Raw genomic sequence first — 18,761 nt, 5'->3', positions numbered from 1 at the left:
GCCTAGGATATCAACTGATTCCGGATATCGGACACAGGGGCCGCAAGGGCCCTTACACCAACTTTCTCGACACTACCGTGCGCGTCCATGCCCGCCTCACGCGAAAGCCTGCGGTCGTCGGCAAAGGCGTTGGCGCTCACGGCGATAATCGGCGTGGTCGCGGCATCCTCGCGATCGAGTGCTCGAATCTGACGTGTGGCCTCAAGGCCATCGATGCCCGGCATCATGATGTCCATCAACACCACGTCGTACTCGTGCGGCACGCTCGCGGCAAACATCTCGACGGCAGACTCACCATCCTTAGCATGCGTCACGATGGCACCGGCACGGCTGAGCGTAAACTGCGCGATCTCGGCATTCAGATCGTTATCCTCTACGAGCAAAACGCGCAAGCCCTGGAGCGCATCGCCGTCTCCCGCATCCGCGGGAACTGCCTGAGGAATCTCGGAGCGGTCGCACTTCTCGAACGGCAGGCGAATGGTAAACGTCGTCCCCTGCCCCAAGACACTCGTAAAGCTCATGGTTCCGCCCATAAGCTCGACCAGCTGTTTTGCGATAGGCGCGCCCAGGCCAGTTCCCGACGAAGCGCCTTCCACCTGCTGCTCCTCGCGGCAAAACGGCTCGTAGAGGTGCTTTTGGAACTCCTCGCTCATGCCAATACCGTTGTCGGCGATCGTGTATTCATAGACGGGGACGCCATCCGCTGGCTCCACCTCGCGGCACACCAGGCGGACATAGCCGCCCTGGCGGTTGTACTTGACGGCATTGCCGGCAATATTGAGCAACAAACGCTTGAGGTGCGTCACGCTCACCCGCGCATAGGGATGATTAAGCGTCTGCTGGTCGGAGATAATTGTCACCAGACGCTCCTCGGCCTGGCGCTCCAGAATATCGCGCACTTCACAGTTGAGGGCCACCAAATTTATGGGCACGAGGTTCAGGTCGACCTGCCCGCTCTCCAGGCGACTCATATCGAGCGCCTCGTTGGCAAGGTCGAGCAGCAGTCCCGATGCCGTCCAGATTTTTGAGCGGCACTCAGTCTGCTTTTGCAGATCGTCCGCATTGGCATCGCCAACCTCGACCATGCCGCGAATGCCGTTGATGGGCGTGCGCAGATCGTGGCTCATGCGACGCAGAAACTCCGTCTTTGCCGAGTTGGCAGACGAGGCCTCACGCGCCGCCTTTGCCAGCTTGTCGCCATAGTCGCGCTCCTGCTGCAGCAAGTCCGTCAAACGTCGACGATCAGCGCGGCGACGTACCGTCACAACAACGGCTATAACACCGCCGTAGAGCACCAGCACGCCGGCGGCAACAGCCGCGGCGACCTCAAAGTAGCGCTGCGCCGAGGCATAGGTGTACACATAGAATTTGTGCGCTTTTCCAAATGTACCCAAATACCACTCGCCGTCGGCGTTAACCAATCTGACCTTACCAGCCAGGCATCGATCCTTAATACCGTCGACAATAAAGACATCCGTCGCAGGCAGATCGAACACGCCCAATACGGTGGGTTCAACGGCATTGGTCGCAACGACCTTGCCGTCGCTTTCGATCACGATATTGCCGCTATCGATGGTTTCATAGCCATCAAGCAGGCTCTGCAGTTTGAGTGTATTGCTTGCAACCGCTTTCGCGCCCTGATGCCTTACCGCGATAACGATGCCCTCGCCATCCTGCCGAGTCACGCAGCCAATGTCTGCGACCGAATCATCCGCAAGCGTGATGCGGGCGGTATAGGACTTAAGCGGATGAGTTGCCACCTCAAGCACGGGTGATTCTTTGAGATACGTAGCGAGCGACCCGTAGTCCATATCGCCCGTCGAGGACTCGGACACCAAATTGCCCGATGCGTCCGTCACGATCAGCGCGCTCACGTTGAACTGGTCGGCGTATTGCTCCAGCATGGCGTTATCCACCGAACCGTCGCGCTCCATATCGCGGGCAGCCTCTCCGGCGATCTCCATAACGCGAATCAGGTTTTTGGTCGTATAGGCGCTGTTGAATGCATCGTAGGAAAGGCTCTGCGTCGCCACGTAATCGACAACGTCGGCAAAGCGCTGCTCGGCTTGGGCCGTCGTGTAACCGTAGCTCATCATGCCGGCAACAACCGAGAGCGCTATCCCCAGCAGAGCGACAAGGAGCCATGCCCCTGCCGAACGATTGCCCCGCTCCTGAGCGGCGTGGTCGGGCGCATCGATCATGACAGGCCCTCCATATTCAAAAATGGCGAAGGGTCATCAAAGTACTTTGACACCAGACGTTCCATGGTGCCATCGGCAAGCATTTCTTGGTAGGCATGGGTGAGCTTGACGTCGATGCCACGCGTATCGTTGATATCAAAAGCGGTGCCCAAACCGACCTCTAGCAGCGGCTCATCCAAAATGCGATACGTCACACCATAGTCTTTTTCGTAGGTGAGCAGCGAGGACTCATGCGCGGCGATGGCGTCGACCAGACCCTCGACGAGCGCCGGGTTCAGGTATGAGCGGTCCGAAAAGCTGTAGAGCTCTTTGATCTGCGGAACGTTTTCATTTGTACGATTGAGCAAAATGCCCTCGGGCTTGGTGGTGGACTGGACCGCCACGACCTTGTCCTCAAGATCGGCAAGCGTGTAGATATCGCTCTGGGGATCGACCGCGACCACCTGGCGGCTCGCAAGGTACGGGCCGGCCCAACGATACTCGTTTTCGCGACCCGTCATACTAAAGCTACCCATGACGCAATCGAGCTCGCCGCTCGCCAGCAGCTCTTTCTTCTTTTCCCAGTCGATCAGCTGGTATTTTGGCTTGTAACCAATGCGGGCCAAAGCCTCGGTCAATATCTCGACATCCAGGCCAACGATATCGCCGTACTCGTCGGTATACACAAACGGCGGGTAGAGGTCGCTGCCGACATTGAGCGTCTTGAGGTCGTCGTCTTTGGCCTGCGAGGCGTCCAGACCTTCTAATGCAGACGTCGAGGCCCTGTCATTCGACCCGGAACAGCCGGCTATCGCTACGACAAAGGCGCACGCTACCGCAAGCGCAACAAACAACGAAATGGCAACCGAGCGACGGGACCTTTTCATCGAGCTCCATACGATCCTGTTTACAGACTGAAATGGTAAAAAATAATAGCAAACAAAACCACACGAGTGCCCAATGGCTACAGACGTTTTACCATGTGGGGCCTTCCAGCCGACTTGGCAGAAGGCCCCGCATGCAGTGCTCACTTACCGTGCATTAAAAACGTAGCGGTCCAGGCGGTCGCACGCTTCCTTTACGCGCGAAAGCGGCAGCGCCAGATTCACGCGAATGTGGCAGGGCCCGTGGAACGGGCGGCCGTCCTGATATCCCACGCCCACGCGCGTCCCCTCGTCGAGCAGCCACTGAATATCGCGGCCATGCTCGCGACACCACTCGGTGCAGTCCAGAAACACCATGTACGTGCCCTGCGGACGCGAATAGGACACGCCCTCAAAATGCCCGTCCACGTAATCGCAGAAGTACTCGATATTGCCGGCAAGCACCTGGTTGAGCTCGTCCACCCACTCGTAGCCCTGCGGCTGGTAGGCACCGATAAGCGCATGCATGGAGAGGACATTCATCTCGTTGTAGTGGGTCTTGTTGGACACGGCGCAGATGCGGTCACGCAGCGTCTCGTTGTAGACAATGTGGTAGCTGCCGACAAGGCCCGCCAGGTTAAACGTCTTGCTCGGCGCATAGAGGGCAACCGTGCGCATGCGGGCATCCTCGCTCACCGACTGCGTCGGGATGTGCTTGTGCCCCGGCAGGATGATATCGGACCAAATCTCGTCCGAAATCACCACGCAATCGTGCTGGCGATAGATGTCCATGGCGCGCTCGATTTCGTCGCGCTCCCATACGCGGCCGCAGGGATTGTGCGGCGAGCAGAACACCGCGGCATGGATGTGGTTTTGGGCGAGTTTGCACTCCATGTCCTCAAAGTCCATGCGCCACACGCCCTGATCGTCGAGCTTAAGCGGGCTATGGACAATACGATAGCCCGCGGCCTCAATGGACTTGGTAAAGCCGATGTAGGTGGGGCTGTGGACCAGCACCGCATCGCCCGGCTGGACATACGCGCGCAGCGTCGACACGACACCGCCCAGCACGCCGTTTTCGTAACCGATATGTTCAGGGCGCAGGCCCTCGACGCCATTGCGGCGGCTCTGCCATTCGATGATGCGGTCGAAATACTCGGAGCGCGGATTGAAATAGCCAAACATGGGGTGCTGGGCGCGCTGAATGATGTGTTCCTGGACCGTGGGCACCGTGGCAAAGTTCATGTCGGCCACCCACATGGGAATGCGGTCGAAGCCCTCGTCGGGTGCATTCGGAGCCATACCGGGGATCTCACCCCAAGAGTCAACGGCAATGGAGTCCATGCCGTGGCGGTCGATGATTGAAGTGAAGTCGTATTTCATGCTGGACTCCCGTGCAGAGCGGAATGATTCGATAGGCGTTATTGTCCACCAGCGCGGGCGGTTTTAGCGCGGGGTTTGGCGCTTAATTTGACGGGTGCGGACGAATGGCTGGTTAGTCTTGCGCGCCGTTGACGGCAACTACGGTTAGCTGGGTTTCATCGACCGCAAACGATATGTCGAGCCCGGCGTAAGCCAAGTGATAAACGCGGTTTGGCTCGTGCTTGTTGCCTGCGCGGCGCGGGTCTTGGCGAAGGACCTCGACCAAGCCGGGGAGCTTTGCGGGCGGGACCATATCCTGCAGCGCTTGCGGGAACTCAACATCGAGCTCTTGCCACGGAGCATCCTCGATCCAGCCTCCGGTCGCATCCGGGTGGCAGTCCGCAAACGGAATGTAGGGCTTGATGTCGTAGATGGGCGTACCGTCGCGCAGGTCGGCCCCCAACACATGGATGATGGGGCCATCGTCGGTGAGCTCGACACGATCAAGCTTGACGCAGGTGAGCCCGATAGGATTAGGGCGAAACGGACTGCGCGTGGCAAAGACGCCCACACGCTCGGCCCCACCTAGACGCGGCGGGCGCACGGTCTTCGACCACTTGGCATTGGTGCCGGACCTGTCCTGCGCCTTGGCATCGGCAGCTATATCCTTAGCCGTGCCGCCGGGCGTTCCGTTTTCGAAGCGCCACAGCAGCCACAGGTGAGAGAAGGAGTCCAGACCCTCAACCGCCGCACTGGAGGCAAATTCCGGCTCAAAGACGATTCGTCCCTGCAGATGAGGCGCCAAAAAGCTGTTGCGCGGAATGCCGAACTTCTGCGGCAGATCGGTATGTATGTGTGCAATAGGTTCCATGCCGGCCATTGTACGGCATGAAGGTGTGGGGCGTTGCGCGCAATTCTTCGCCGCGGTCCCCCGTCGTGCAACCAACGGTTGCTTGGAAGGGCACCTGCTGCCGCGTATGCTTAAGCCATCAACCAGCAGAAAGGAACTGCTATGGCCTTTGCAGAAAAGCTCATCGCTATCCGTCGCGCCCATCGCCTTACCCAAGAGCAGCTCGCCGCCAAACTCTTCGTCACACGCCAAGCCGTCAGCCGTTGGGAACGCGGCGAGGTCACACCGGGCATCGACATGATGAAGCTCATTGCCGCCGTGACCGGCGAGCCACTGTCTCATCTGCTCGAAATGCCCGAGCATTATTGCCAGAGCTGCGGCATGATACTCACGCCCGACAACTGCGGCACCGACGCTGCGGGCACCGCGACCGATCATTACTGCAAGTGGTGCTACGACCACGGCAAGTACACCTACGACACCACCATGGAGGCGATGATCGAGGATTGCGCTCCGCGGCTGGCGCAAAACACCGGCATGTCGCTCGACGAAGCCGTCTCGCTCATGGGCGCCGTCCTGCCGCAACTGGAGCGCTGGCGCGCCGTGCAAGAAAACGAGGAGCGCTACGGTGCCGAGGCGCGGGCGCGCTATGGCGATGAGGCTATCGATGCAGCAAACGAAGCGCTGCTGGACATGGACCCCGAGACATGGAACGACATGAAGGAACTTGAACGCGCTATTCTGGGCCAGCTCTCGATTGCCATAGGCATTGGCGACCCAGAGAGCAACGAGGCTCGTAAGCTTGTCGCGATGCATCGTCGATGGATTGGCCTTAATTGGGGACACGAGCCCCAGAACGAAGCGTATCTGGGCCTCGCCCACGGCTATCTTGCCGACCAGCGCTTTGTTGACTACTACGACAAGCCCTGCGGCACCGGAGCCACGGCGTTTTTGGTCCAGGCCATCGAGTCGTCGTTGACGCGCGCATAGACCGCGGCGGCTTTGGGTATTTCAATCAAAACCTCAACCGATTGGAGACCTATGGCTACTGATCACGAGCTCGTGCTCTACGTTATGACCGGCTGCCCGTACTGCATAAAGGTCAAGCGCTTTTTGGCCGATAACGGCGTGACCATTCCTGAACGCAATATCTCGACCGATTCCGATGCCGAGCAAACACTCATCGCCGTCGGCGGAAAACGCCAGGTTCCCTGCCTGTTCATCGACGACAAGCCACTCTACGAGTCGAGCGACATCATCGCGTGGGTACAGGAGAACCTGCTCTAGTACGCGCATCCCGTCCGTCCCATAGTCATTGGGGACGCTCTTAAATGACCAGTCGTTAAAGAACGTCCCCGATGACTAGCTAGTCGTTAAAGAACGTCCCCAACGGCTAACTAGCCGTGGAAGCGGGCTATGGGCGCAAGCGGCTGTTCGCGAAAGACACGATCGACGGCGGCGCGGTATTCGTCGACCTTTTTAGTCTTGCGCACGAGCTTGTGAACGGTAGCGGGGTCGGCGAAGGCGCATTTGGCGTAGAACCACCACTCCTTCATGCGAAAGACCGCGTTACCGCCAATCTCTTCTGCATATGCCGCAAACAGCGTGTCATGGAAACGATGCAGTTCGGCTGCCGTGGCAGCAGGGCCGCCCTTGACTATGCGAGCCAGCGCGGGGTTCGCAAGCAAGCCACGCCCCAGCATCACATGGCGTGTGCCGGGATAGGCCTCCACCAGCGCATCCATATCCTCAAGATCAAAAATATCGCCGTTATAGGCAACCGGGAACGGCGCACGCTCCAGCGTCTCGCCATAGAACTCCTTGCGCGGCGAGCCCGTATAGCGGTCCTTTTGCACACGCGGATGCACGATTAGCTCTGCCAGCGGCATGCGGCAATACAGATCGAGCACGCGCTCATACTCGTCGTCGTCCTCGAGCCCCAGCCTAGTTTTGACCGATACCGGCAACGGCGACCGCTCGCACACATCGCTCAAGAACACCTCGAGCTCGTCCAAGTTGCGCAAGAAGCCCGATCCTTTACCCTTGGCAACAACCGTACCCGAGGGGCAGCCAAGGTTGAGATTGACCTCACGGTATCCCATGTCGGCGAGCACCTGTGCCGCCCACACAAACTCGTCCGCGTTCTTGGACATGAGCTGGGGCACTACGTTGAGCCCATGGTTATTGGCAGGATCGATCTCCTTAAACGCCTTGCCGCCAAAGCGGTTTCCCACCCGCGGCGGCGGCAAAAACGGCGTGTAATAGCAATCGAGTGCACCGAAGCACTCCGCATGCACGCGACGGAACACATGCCCAGTAATCCCCTCCATAGGGGCCAACGATAGAATCATCAACATCTACTCTCAGATCAATGCGACAAAGGGGCCGTCCCTTTGTCACATGCATTATGCCTTGTGCTTCAGATGATTCACAAGGCAGAGGTAGCTACTTGACGATAATCACCCTTCCATCCGTCGCCTCACGCAACGAAGGTGAAAGCTTTTCCGCGAAGTGAACGGGTGAAATCGGACCCTCGATGCATCGACACTTTGGGAAGGCCAATTCCTGCGGTTTTATCACTCAAATCCTGCGGTTTTAGCGTCGAAAAACGTGGGTGCTTCAGGGGTCCAAATTAGGTCGTTCACTTCTCGGGAAACCATTCACCTTCGATTTACTGGTGCTTATAAACAGCGAGGGGGTCGCCCGGCAGGCGGCCCCCTCGCTTGTTATTCATCCCTCGGCAGCGGTTTCATGCTCCAAAAGACAACGTTCATAATCACGACAACCACCAACACCACGCCGTTGGCCACCCAAAAGCCCATGTTAAGGCCGAGCCACTCCGTGGTGCCAAACAAGTCCATCCAAATCTGCGTCCAGTTCATGCAAACGCTCCTTTCTGCATCAATCCCCCACTACAGCAGCTCGCCGTAGCGCTTGACGTAGGCCTTCTTAAGGCTTGTCGCCAGCGCCATGTACAGCAAGATGCACGGAATCAGGAACAAGAAGTACTCGACAGGCAGGGCGCCCAGACCCAGCGTGGGGCCAAGCGGGCTAAACGGGATCAGCGTGAGCAGCGCGATGCCCGTCATCGTGAGCAGCATCACCGGAGCCGAGGCACGGCTCTGGATAAACGGCAACTTAGGCGTACGGATCATGTGGATGACCAGCGTCTGGCTCCACATAGACTCGACGAACCATCCAGCCTGGAACAGCGCGATGTAGGCCAGCTGCATCTGCTCCAGCGCGGCGCCCGAGTAGACGCTCGCCAGGTCGTTGAACAGCACGCCATGGCTCACGAACAGGGGGCAGAAAACGAAGTACATAAAGATATAGGTCATAAAGTCGAAGATGGAGCTGGTGGGCCCGATCCAGATCATGAACCTGCCAACACTCGAAGCGTCCCAGGTACGCGGCACGCGCAGGAACTCCTCGTCCACGTTGTCCCAGGGAATCGCCAGGCAGCTGCAGTCATAGATCAGGTTGAGCAGGATCAGCTGGATGCTCATCATCGGCAAAAACGGCAGCAGGGCGGATGCGGCAAGCACGCTGAACATATTGCCGAAGTTGGAGCTTGCGGTCATCTTGATGTACTTGATCATGTTGGCGTAGGTCTTGCGCCCCTCGATGATGCCCTCCTCGAGCACCATCAAATCCTTCTCGAGCAAGATGATATCGGCCGACTCCTTGGCCACGTCGACCGCAGTATCGACCGAGATGCCGATGTCGGACGACTTCATGGCCGAGGCGTCGTTGATGCCGTCGCCCATGTAGCCCACCACATGACCGTTTGCACGCAGCACGGACACGACGCGCGCTTTTTGATCGGGCGTAAGCTTGGCAAAGACCTGCACGTCCTCGGCGCGACGAGCGAGCTCGGCGTCGTCCATTGCGGCGATATCGCTGCCGAGCAGCATGTTGTTGACCTCGAGTCCCACCTGCTTGCAGATGGTGCGCGTGACCTTCTCATTGTCGCCGGTCAAGATCTTGGTGGCTACACCGTGGTTGCGCAGCGCCTCGATAGCATCGGCCGTGGACTCTTTGGGCGGATCCAAAAACGCCAGGTAGCCGATCAGCACCATGTCGCGCTCATCATCGGCGCTAAAGGCACCGACAGGCGACGGGTTGGACTTTTGAGCGATTGCCAACACGCGGAAGCCGTCGTCGTTAAGGTCGGCGACCGTTGCCAAAATGCGCTCGCGCACCTCGTCGTCCAGCACGTGAACGCCGCCGTCAATCTCGGCATGCGAGCACACCGACAGCATCTCCTCGACTGCACCCTTGGTGACCATCTGGGTTTTGCCGCTTCGATCGCGCACCACGGTGGTAAGGCGACGGCGCGTAAAGTCAAACGGCACCTCGTCGACCTTCACATAGGCCTCGGAAAGGTCGGTGAGACTCGGGTCGTTTTGCTCCTCTTCCTCGGTGCATTTGATGATCGCCAGATCCATCAGATTCTTGTAGCCCGTCTGGAAATAGCTGTTGAGGTAGGCATGGCGCAGAACGCGCGAATCCTCCTGGCCATCGATGTTCCAGTGATACTCCAGCACCACCTGGTCCTGCGTCAGCGTGCCAGTCTTGTCCGTGCACAGCACGTCCATCGCGCCAAAGTTTTGAATCGAGTTGAGGTTCTTAACGATGGTCTGCTTTTTGCTCATAGCCACGGCGCCCTTGGCAAGGCACGTGGTAACGATCATGGGCAGCATCTCGGGCGTCAGGCCCACGGCGATGCTGATGGCAAACAGGCCAGCATTAAGCCAATCGCCCTTGGTGACGCCGTTAATCATAAAGACAAACGGAACCATCACCATCATAAAGCGGATGAGCACCCACGAGACGCTATTGACGCCTTTGGAAAAGCTCGTCTCTACGGCATCCTCGGACAGGCTCGATGCCATAGAGCCAAACAAGGTCTGCTCGCCCACGCTAAAGGCGAGCGCCGTCGCGCTGCCCGAGATCACACTGCTGCCCATGAGGGCGATGTTCTCGAACGACGTTGCCGAATCGGACTCGGTGCACGTCGCGGGAACCTTCTCGACCGGCTCGCTCTCGCCCGTCAGGCTTGCCTGGCTCACAAAGAGGTCCTTAGCCTCAATGATTCTCACATCGGCGGGAATCATGTCACCGGCGGACAGGTGCACGATGTCACCAACCACCACGTCGTCGATGGGAATCTCGGTCCTAGGGGCATCCTCGCGGGTGACTGTCACGGTGGTCGTAATCATATCGAGCAGCTTTTCGGCCGCGTTGCCGCTGCGCGCTTCCTGGATATAGCGCAGCGTGCCCGAGAGCACGACCATCGTGGTGATGATGATCACCGTCAGCGGGTCAAAGTCTTCGGGCGTGCTGCCCATCATCGACAACGCTGGAAACACCATGTCGGTCGCTGCCGAAATGATGGCCAGGAAAAACAGAATCGCCGTGAAGGGATTGACGAACGCGTCCGCAAGCTTGCGGGCAATCGACTTCTTCTTGCCACGCGTGACCACGTTACGCCCGTTGTCGGCTTCGCTGTGCGCGACCTCGTCGCGATTAAGGCCGCCGAGATTCGAGCCGACCCAGGATAGGGCCTCCGTCAGCGGAATGGTCGCCGCATACTGGATGCGACCCTCCGCGCGATGCCTCATCAGTTCGTTTTGCGCCTGAACCGCAGACGGCGTATGGCGCATAGTCATCTTCTTCAATTGCCTCGCTCCGTTCTATCGATCGGACGCAGGGCGAATCAGCCGCGCGCCCCCATCAAAGTGGACCCGCGCCGGCAACTTCGTCCTGCGTTACTGGTACTGTCACTGCCGCTCACGGTCCTCACCTCTCTTTCGCGTCCGCGACTGTCTACAGAATAGAAAAGCCGCAAGACCGAGCACATGGCTGGTTTCTTGCGGCTTTCTTGCGATTTGGCAAGGATTGTCAAAGTGACTATTTGGATCGATGGGAGCGAATACCCGAAGCGTTACTCGGCCATTTTGTAGCCCACGCCCCATACAGTCAGCAGGTAGTGGGGGTTGTCTGGTTCGGGCTCAATCTTCTTTCGAATTTTGCGGACGAAGGCCATGATGTTGCTGTCATCGAGCAGATACTCGTTTTGCCACACCGCCCGGTAGATTTCCTCTTTGCTAAAGACCGTACCCCGGTTGCTCGCCAAAAAGGCAAGGATGTCGAACTCCTTGGGCGTGAGCGAGACCGGCGCGTCCGACACCTTGACGGTGCGCGAGGCCAGGTCGATCGAAAGCTCGCCGATAACGATGGGTCCAGTGGCGGCACTTGCCTGCGAGCCGGCAACCGCCAGCTCGATAGCAGTCAGCTTGCCCGATGCGATATCGGCAAACACGGGCGCGAGCTCCAGGGCGGCAGCGCTGCCAGACGAGAACAGCGCGCTGCTGAGCTCGGCGGCCTCGGCCGGCGTAATCGCGATGTTGGTTCTGTTGGTACGCATAGAACCGCCCTAGAACAAGCTGCTCGAGCGGGCCAGATAGACCCGCTTGATCGTCGAAGCAACAACAAGATACAACACGCTCAGCAGCGCAACGATGCCCAGATACCATACAGGCAGCGTGGCGAGCCCAAACAGCTGCGCCACCGGACTGAGCGCAAGGAGCGCCGTGACAACGAGCATGACGGCAACCATCACCACGAGCGGTGTGCAAGGACGATCCCCGTCGCGGACACTGCGCGTTCGCAACACCAGGAGCACGAGCGATTCGGTCCATGCGCATTCCAGCAGCCAGCCGGCTTGGAAGGTCGCGATAAAGGCCGCTCGACCCGCCGCGTCGAGCGCGGCAAAGGGCGCGCCGCAGACGGCGGGGCATACGCCCAAGAACAGAATGGCAAACGTAATGATGTCGAAGGCCGAGCTCGCAAAGCCAAAATGAAGCATAAAGCTGCCGAGCCCCTTACCCGACCAGGCCCTGGGGCGGGCAATCTCTGCATCGTCAACGTTATCCCACGAAAGCGCCAGGCAGGTGGCGTCGTAGCACAGATTGAGCAAGAGCAGCTGGGTAGCGGTTGCCGGCACAAAGGGCAGGAAAATGCTCGAGGCGGCAACCGAACAGATATTGCCAAAGTTGGAGCTCGATGCGATACGGATGTACTTGGAGGCATTGGCGAACGAAGTCCTGCCCTCGCTGACGCCCTCGGCGACAACACCCAAGTCGCGCTCGAGCAGCACCAGGTCGGCCACCTTTTTGGATTCGGCCGCAGCCGAGTCCACGACAATGCCGACGTCTGCCGATGTGAGCGCCGGCACGTCGTTCACGCCGTCTCCGATATAGCCGACGATGTGGCCGGAGAGGCGAATCAGGCTAACGATCTGCGCCTTCTGTGCGGGCGTAAGCTCGGCAAACACGCGAGCCTTCCCCACCCGGATCAGCGCTTCGGATTCCTCCATGGCCTGAAGCATGCTGCCGGTGATAACGCTATCGGCGGGAATGCCCAGGCGCGAGCATGTTGAGCGAGCGACCGAAGCCGAATCACCCGTGAGCACGCGCACCTCGACGGAAAGGTTAGACAGCGCCTGCACGGCGGCACGAGCGCTCGCCTTGGGCCGATCGAAAAAGCCCAAAAAGCCGCACAGCACCAGGTCATCCCAGTCCGCCGACGTCGTGCTATAGGCGACGGCGAGCACTTTGATGCCATCGGCGCGCATGTCCTCGGCAACCTCGTAGGCGCTCTGACGGCCATCGGCATCCATGGGCACCAGCTCGCCCTTAAAGTTTGCCCAGGCGCAGCGTGTGCACACGCTTTCAACCTCGCCCTTTACGATGGTCAGATGATTGCCGGGGCGAACCTGTAGCCCCAAACAACCAAGCGCCCCGGGCGTGGCGTCGAGCTTGACACCCGAAGCCTTGGTGACGTGGTCGAAGGGGTCAGAGGCATGCAGTGCAAAGGCGTGGCCAAGGTCTTTCGCGGCAAGGTGCAGCTCGGGTGCCGCGCACGCATCGGCAATGGCCCGATTGAGCTGATTGGCAGCGGCCCCCTGGCTCGTGCTCTCCAGATACGCCAGGTTGAGCGTCTGCTCGCTTTCGTTGCCCAGGATATCGGTGTAGTACTCGAGCACCGCGGCATCTTCGGTGAGCGTGCCTGTCTTGTCAACGCACACCACGTCCATGGAGCCCAGTGACTCCATGGCGTCAACGTTCTTAACGATGACCTGCTTGTTTTTTAGTCGATGGGCACTGCCCGAAAGGCAAACGCTCGTGACAACCGGCAGCATTTCGGGAACCAGGCCCACGGCCGTGCCCAGGGCAAACAGCAGTGCCTGCGCCCAGTCGCCCAGCACAAAGCCTCGAATCATAATGACAAACGGCAGTACGATGAGCATGCATCTTACCAGGGCGGCGCAGATGCTCTTGGCGCCGGCACCAAACTGTGTGCCCATTCGAGCGCGACGGCGCAAAACGGGCTGCTCATCGGCAATGCGGGCGAGGACGGTTGCCGACGCCTTGCCGTCGACAATGGTCGTTCCCGCGCGAACGGTCTCCCCTTCCCGCTTGGCGGTCTGACCGCTCTCGCCTGTAAGCGACGATTCCGAGACAAGGACCTGGTCGCCCTTGGCAAGGGTCACGTCGACCGGGCAGAGCATGCCGGCATATAGGCGGACGACGTCGCCGGGCACAAGCCGGTCGGCATCAACTTGAATCCAACACGCATCGACGCGTTTCCAAACGGCCGCGTGGTTCGCTTTAAACATATGGCGATCAAAGCTGCGCTTGGCCTCATTTTCGTAAAACAGGCGCACCAGGCCGCCCACCAGCCACATCAAAAAGAGCACAGCTGGCGCGAACACGCCCGTCTGGCCTTCCACCTGCGGCAGGACATCGACCAAAAAAGCCAGCCCGGCAAGCGCAAGCAGCAGCGACGAGAACGGATTAAAGAACGATTTTCTAATCATCGAAGCCTCTTTCTAGCACGGCTTCGATTGTATCCGAGGGCACTCGCCGACAACCCCGCCCCAACCCTTGCGACTTCCTTGCTTTTAGCCGTGACAAAGGGACTGCCCCTTTGTCACATTATTCGGAGCGTAGGGCTTCCACAGGATCCTTTTTGGATGCACTGCGGGCCGGCAGCAGGCCGGCAACGACCGTCAGCAGCACTGAAATTGCGATGAGCACCAGCGCATCCTGCACGGGTAGGCTCATCAGGTTGGGTACCTGCTTGGCAGCAAGTGCCCAGGTATTAACCGGGAAACTCACGGCCACCACGACGACAATGGCAAAGACGCCGGCAATGAGACCTTCGATAAACGTCTCGGCGTTAAACACGTTGGCCACGTTGCGCTTCGAGGCGCCGATCGCGCGCAGGATGCCGATCTCCTTTTTGCGCTCCAGTACGCTGATGTAGGTGATGATGCCGATCATGATGGAGCTCACCACCAGGCTGATACTCACGAATGCGATGAGCACCAAGCTGATGGTGTTCACGATGTCGGTCACCGAACCCATGATGATGCCCATGTAGTCGGTGTACGAGATTGCCTGCTCGTCGTGGCCGGCGGCTTTGACCTGCCTGTTGTACGCATCGATATGGTCGAGTACGCGCTCCTTGGCCTCAAAGTCGCGCGGGAAAATCTTGACCGAGATGGGGTCTGCCTCATCCGCATAGCCCAGCGTGGTCAGATTGTTGTCGTAGGTGAGCTGCGACGCCTTGGCATAACTCATCATGAGCGAACTCAGGTCCTCGGCGTCCATGTTGAAATGGATGGCACGAGCAAAGGCGCTCGCATCCACGCGCATGGCGCTCGCCAGGTTAGCAAAACTCGACGACATCTGCGTCGCCATCTGGCCCATGAGCTCTGCTGTGCCTGCCTTGAGCTGAGCTGACACCGTCGCCGCAATCTGATCGCTGATCGACTTCATCACCTGATCCATAGCCTGCTGCAGATACGGAGCCAGCTGCTTTTGCACATAGTCGGTCATCGCCTGCTGCAGACGCTCGGCCGGGGCATCGCCGCCGAGCGCTTTGAGCTGGGCCAGGATTTGCTGGGCTGTGTCATCATTCTCAAGATACGTCGAGAATGCGGCAGAGAGCTTTGACGCGTCCTTAAAATCATCGGGCGACAGCGCCTTAAACTGATCAGACTGCAAAAAGCCCTCAAACAGCTGGTTGGCTAGTGTTCCCACCTGCTGCATTTGCTCGGGCGTGAGTTCCAGACCGTCAAAGATACCCGAGAAATCTGGGGTTGGCGCCTTGGCCATGATGTCACTGATGTCGACGTCCTTGCCAACGTCCGAAAGGTCAATGTCCAGCCCGGACAAGTCAAGACCCGACAGGTCCATACCGCCGGCCGCACCCGAGAGCGCAGATGTATCGAACGAAAACGCGCTCTTGAGCGCTGCCTTGTCCACGCTGAACATGCTGCCCAGATCCACTCCTTGTTTGGCCTCGCCTTGTAGTTCGTCGAAGGTTTTGCCCGTAAAGACATCCGTCTCGGGGTGGTCGAGTTGCTCCTGCACAATCTGCGAATCGGCGGCGCGCTCCATAAGCTGGCGAGTCAGCGCATGCGTATAGGCAATGCCCGGAGACAACGCACTCGCATTGGCCGTCTCGTTAGGTCGCACCACGCCCACAATGTGCACGTCAATACCGTCGGCAACCTTGGCAGCCATAAAGTCGGCGTCGTCAGACATGTCGGTCCACATGCCGGTCTCTTCGTTTTTGCGGTAGGCATCGGCCGGCGACAGCACCTTAAACGTCGTGGACAACGCATCATCGTAGGTAAAGTCGGCGCCGGTCTCGGGCGTCTCGATCTTACCGTCGGCCGTCATGGCACTGTTTACCAGATCGTTGAGCTCATCGATATCCAGCGCACCGATGCTGTAGAGCGTATAGTCGCCCACCGTGCCGCGGCTCGAAAGCACCATTACGGCTTCGTTGGCAGACGTGGGCCAATGACCGGCGACGACATCGTACTGGCTGTCGAGCAGACTCTGGTCGTCGATCATCTCGTTAAAGACCGAGGTTCCCATGGATTCCATGCTCACCGTTGCCGCCGAGCTCGCGCCTCCGCTCATGGCCTCGGTCATGGCGTTGGGCACCAGCCGGACAGGCTTCTCATCGCCCTTGCCGGCACGATAGACAACCGGCGATACACCGTAGCCGTACTGAATGGCGTTGACATCTTTGTCGATGCCGTCGCCACCGGCATCGAGCCATGCCTTAAAGCTCGTCATGTCGTTAGACTTAACGCTCGCAAACATATCCTTTACGGCCGTAACCACGGGAATTTTATCGGTTCCCTTAGCCTTGCTGCCGGCACTGTCGTCGGACGAATCCACATATTCAGGCGAGTCATCATCCGCAGCCCCCTGACCACCCATCATAGACGACAGGTCGTAGTCCTGCTTGGAAATGGCGAGCGGATAGCTCGAGAGCGTATCCTCCTCGACCTTTTTGATGTAGCCGTTTACGCCATTGGAGAGCGCCAGGATCGCCGCGATACCGATAATGCCAATCGAGCCCGCAAAGGCAGTCATGGCCGTACGGCCCTTCTTGGTCATAAGGTTTCGGGCAGAAAGCCCCAGCGCCGTCACAAAGCTCATCGAGGTTTTGCGCGTAGGCTTGGCCTCGCGGCGCGTGGCGTCAGCGACATCGAAAGGATCGGAATCGTCGGTGATCTTACCGTCCGCCAGGTTAACGATGCGCGTGGCGTATTGGTACGCCAGCTCGGGATTGTGCGTGACCATAATAACCAGACGGTCACGCGCCACATCCTTGAGCAGATCCATGACCTGTACGGATGTCGTTGAGTCCAGGGCGCCGGTCGGCTCGTCTGCCAGCACAATCTCGGGATCGTTGATCAGCGCACGGGCGATGGCCACACGCTGCATCTGCCCGCCCGATAGCTGGCTCGGGCGCTTGTTAACGTGCTCGCCCAGGCCGACTTTCTCCAACGCCTCGCGCGCACGCTGGCGGCGCTCGCCATACCCCACGCCCGTGAGCGTAAGTGCCAGCTCCACGTTTTCCAAAATGGTCTGATGCGGAATGAGGTTATAGCTCTGGAACACAAAGCCGATGCGGTTGTTGCGATAGGCATCCCAATCGCGATCGTGAAAGTCCTTGGTCGAGATGCCGTCGATGAGCAGGTCGCCGGAATCGAAATGATCGAGTCCACCGATTACGTTGAGCATTGTGGTTTTGCCCGAGCCCGAGGGACCCAGAATGGCCACGAACTCGTTATCGCGAAAAGCCAGGCTCACGTTATCGAGCGCCACCTGCGTAAACGACTGTGTGACGTACCTTTTGCAAATACCTTTGAGCTCCAACATGGACGGCAACCTCTCCCACGCGGACGCACTTGCCCGCTCTCCCCCGCCGTTCGTATTCGACGCGTTTGTCCTACTCTATCCCCATTTTTTGCCGGAGCCAGTGAGGAATGTAACGAAGCACGCCAAAAAACGAACGGGACGACGCCCAAAAGAAGAGGTCCCGAGCGGGACCTCTGTATGGTGGAGATTATCTTGAAAGGCAGCGGACTACTCCGCACAGCGGCGCGCGATCCTCGCCATGCTTTACGCGTTTTCTACTGCTCGCTATTCGCAATCGCCTGGTCGATAAGCTTGTCGAGCGCTGCGCGCTGCTCAGCGGAGCTGATGGCTCCCACGATTGGATCCCCTACGATGTTGCCATTCTGATCGATGACATACGTTGTCGGGAACGAGAACAAATTTGACGTAAACTTACCGGCCTCGCTATCCGACTTGAACCAGATGTTCTTATATGTCACGCCCTTCTTGCTCAGCACGTCCTTGGCATCTGCGATCTCGCCCTTGTTGCCATCGAGCGTAAAGGAATTGACGCCCACGACCTGGCCGCCCTTCTCGGCAAGCTCCTGATTCAGCTTCTCAAGATCGCCCAGCTCGCCCACGCACGGCTTGCAAGTAGTGAACCAGAAGTTCATGACGGTGACCTTGTTCTTAGAGAACAGCTCGTCGCTGTTCACGTCGTTGCCATCCAGGTCCTTGCCCGTAAAGCTGGGGAACTTCGTCGCCTCGCTCGAAGCATTGGCACCAGCCGTCATGCCAGCGGTCGAAGCGTCGACGCTCTCGCCTGCACTCGGCGTGCTTCCACAGCCGGGGAACTCCTTCTCCAGGCTCTCGAGCTTGTCCTCGATCTCCTTGATCTGCTGCGCACCGGCCTTGAGTGTCTTAAGCTCATCCGTCGTGAACTCATCCTTGGCGCCGTCGATGGTCTTGAGCAGAAAATCGCCGTAATTGCTGCCGTCCTCAATCATTGCCGAGTCTTTATTGGCCGCATTGAATACCTTTTCCCACAGCGCGTTATCACTCGAAAAGATCTCGTTCTCCTTCTGCATGAGCTTCGCATACAGCTCGGCGGCCTCGTCGGCATTGGCCGGCTTCTGCGCAGTGAGTTCTGCGATCTTAGGATCGGAGCTCGCAGATTCGCTCACATTGCCACCGGGCGCCGAACATGCCACAAGGCACAAGGCCAATACCGGCACCATAAACAGGGCCGCAATCTTAGAAAGCTTCATAGTCATTCCTCCGTTTTGTCGAA

General features: G+C 58.8%; 13 protein-coding genes. 2 read left to right on the top strand and 11 right to left on the bottom strand.

Annotated features, from left to right (window positions below):
* Positions 1-2: 2 nt before the first annotated feature.
* From I2F59_RS07120 to I2F59_RS07105, 4 genes are all read right to left on the bottom strand, one after another.
* Positions 3-2,201, bottom strand: a complete 2,199-nt coding sequence (locus I2F59_RS07120; protein WP_195503699.1) for a hybrid sensor histidine kinase/response regulator — start codon at positions 2,199-2,201, stop codon at positions 3-5.
* Entirely contained in the window at positions 2,198-3,067 is an 870-nt protein-coding gene (locus tag I2F59_RS07115) for a substrate-binding periplasmic protein (RefSeq protein WP_195503698.1), read from the bottom strand. Before I2F59_RS07115 ends, I2F59_RS07120 begins: the two co-directional genes overlap by 4 nt.
* A 144-nt stretch (positions 3,068-3,211) precedes the next feature.
* A complete protein-coding gene (locus tag I2F59_RS07110) occupies positions 3,212-4,426 on the bottom strand; it encodes a MalY/PatB family protein (protein WP_195503697.1) in 1,215 nt (404 codons plus the stop codon).
* A gap of 112 nt (positions 4,427-4,538) precedes the next feature.
* Positions 4,539-5,276, bottom strand: a complete 738-nt coding sequence (locus tag I2F59_RS07105) for an SAM-dependent methyltransferase (protein ID WP_229065383.1) — start codon at positions 5,274-5,276, stop codon at positions 4,539-4,541.
* A 141-nt stretch (positions 5,277-5,417) separates the two neighbouring features.
* On the opposite strand from I2F59_RS07105, the gene I2F59_RS07100 reads away from it, so the two are divergent.
* Both I2F59_RS07100 and I2F59_RS07095 read left to right on the top strand, forming a co-directional pair.
* Positions 5,418-6,245, top strand: a complete 828-nt coding sequence (locus I2F59_RS07100) for a TipAS antibiotic-recognition domain-containing protein (RefSeq protein WP_195503695.1) — start codon at positions 5,418-5,420, stop codon at positions 6,243-6,245.
* Positions 6,246-6,296: 51 nt separating this feature from the next.
* Entirely contained in the window at positions 6,297-6,542 is a 246-nt protein-coding gene (locus I2F59_RS07095; protein ID WP_195503694.1) for a glutaredoxin family protein, read from the top strand.
* A gap of 110 nt (positions 6,543-6,652) precedes the next feature.
* Here the strand turns inward: I2F59_RS07095 and I2F59_RS07090 are convergent, their stop codons facing one another.
* From I2F59_RS07090 to I2F59_RS07060, 7 genes are all read right to left on the bottom strand, one after another.
* The gene (locus tag I2F59_RS07090; protein WP_195503693.1) at positions 6,653-7,606 is read right to left on the bottom strand and encodes a tRNA dihydrouridine synthase; all 954 of its coding nucleotides are present in this window, start codon (positions 7,604-7,606) and stop codon (positions 6,653-6,655) included.
* A gap of 375 nt (positions 7,607-7,981) precedes the next feature.
* Entirely contained in the window at positions 7,982-8,137 is a 156-nt protein-coding gene (locus I2F59_RS07085) for a hypothetical protein (RefSeq protein WP_117746131.1), read from the bottom strand.
* Between the two features lie 30 nt (positions 8,138-8,167).
* Entirely contained in the window at positions 8,168-10,927 is a 2,760-nt protein-coding gene (gene mgtA, locus I2F59_RS07080; RefSeq protein ID WP_195503701.1) for a magnesium-translocating P-type ATPase, read from the bottom strand.
* Positions 10,928-11,202: 275 nt separating this feature from the next.
* Complete coding sequence (locus tag I2F59_RS07075) at positions 11,203-11,685, bottom strand: winged helix-turn-helix domain-containing protein (RefSeq protein WP_117746130.1); 483 nt, start codon at positions 11,683-11,685, stop codon at positions 11,203-11,205.
* Between the two features lie 9 nt (positions 11,686-11,694).
* A complete protein-coding gene (locus tag I2F59_RS07070) occupies positions 11,695-14,139 on the bottom strand; it encodes an HAD-IC family P-type ATPase (RefSeq protein ID WP_195503692.1) in 2,445 nt (814 codons plus the stop codon).
* Between the two features lie 118 nt (positions 14,140-14,257).
* On the bottom strand, positions 14,258-17,512 hold the full coding sequence (locus I2F59_RS07065; RefSeq protein ID WP_195503691.1) for an ABC transporter ATP-binding protein/permease: 3,255 nt from the start codon (positions 17,510-17,512) through the stop codon (positions 14,258-14,260).
* Positions 17,513-17,766: 254 nt separating this feature from the next.
* Entirely contained in the window at positions 17,767-18,738 is a 972-nt protein-coding gene (locus tag I2F59_RS07060) for a TlpA family protein disulfide reductase (RefSeq protein ID WP_195503690.1), read from the bottom strand.
* Positions 18,739-18,761: the final 23 nt, after the last annotated feature.

This window comes from Collinsella aerofaciens (genome assembly GCF_015556945.1).
In the GTDB taxonomy this organism is placed as follows: domain Bacteria; phylum Actinomycetota; class Coriobacteriia; order Coriobacteriales; family Coriobacteriaceae; genus Collinsella; species Collinsella aerofaciens_AO.
Note: the sequence above shows the minus strand (reverse complement) of the source record. Positions and strands in the feature narration are given on the sequence as shown.

Excerpts from the sequence above, each read along its gene's own strand:
- mgtA (WP_195503701.1), bottom strand. The coding sequence starts at position 10,927 with ATGACTATGCGCCATACGCCGTCTGCGGTTCAGGCGCAAAACGAACTG.
- I2F59_RS07105 (WP_229065383.1), bottom strand. The coding sequence starts at position 5,276 with ATGGAACCTATTGCACACATACATACCGATCTGCCGCAGAAGTTCGGC.
- I2F59_RS07110 (WP_195503697.1), bottom strand. The coding sequence starts at position 4,426 with ATGAAATACGACTTCACTTCAATCATCGACCGCCACGGCATGGACTCC.
- I2F59_RS07100 (WP_195503695.1), top strand. The coding sequence starts at position 5,418 with ATGGCCTTTGCAGAAAAGCTCATCGCTATCCGTCGCGCCCATCGCCTT.
- I2F59_RS07095 (WP_195503694.1), top strand. The coding sequence starts at position 6,297 with ATGGCTACTGATCACGAGCTCGTGCTCTACGTTATGACCGGCTGCCCG.
- I2F59_RS07090 (WP_195503693.1), bottom strand. The coding sequence starts at position 7,606 with ATGATTCTATCGTTGGCCCCTATGGAGGGGATTACTGGGCATGTGTTC.
- I2F59_RS07070 (WP_195503692.1), bottom strand. The coding sequence starts at position 14,139 with ATGATTAGAAAATCGTTCTTTAATCCGTTCTCGTCGCTGCTGCTTGCG.
- I2F59_RS07085 (WP_117746131.1), bottom strand. The coding sequence starts at position 8,137 with ATGAACTGGACGCAGATTTGGATGGACTTGTTTGGCACCACGGAGTGG.
- I2F59_RS07120 (WP_195503699.1), bottom strand. The coding sequence starts at position 2,201 with ATGATCGATGCGCCCGACCACGCCGCTCAGGAGCGGGGCAATCGTTCG.
- I2F59_RS07060 (WP_195503690.1), bottom strand. The coding sequence starts at position 18,738 with ATGAAGCTTTCTAAGATTGCGGCCCTGTTTATGGTGCCGGTATTGGCC.
- I2F59_RS07115 (WP_195503698.1), bottom strand. The coding sequence starts at position 3,067 with ATGAAAAGGTCCCGTCGCTCGGTTGCCATTTCGTTGTTTGTTGCGCTT.
- I2F59_RS07075 (WP_117746130.1), bottom strand. The coding sequence starts at position 11,685 with ATGCGTACCAACAGAACCAACATCGCGATTACGCCGGCCGAGGCCGCC.
- I2F59_RS07065 (WP_195503691.1), bottom strand. The coding sequence starts at position 17,512 with ATGTTGGAGCTCAAAGGTATTTGCAAAAGGTACGTCACACAGTCGTTT.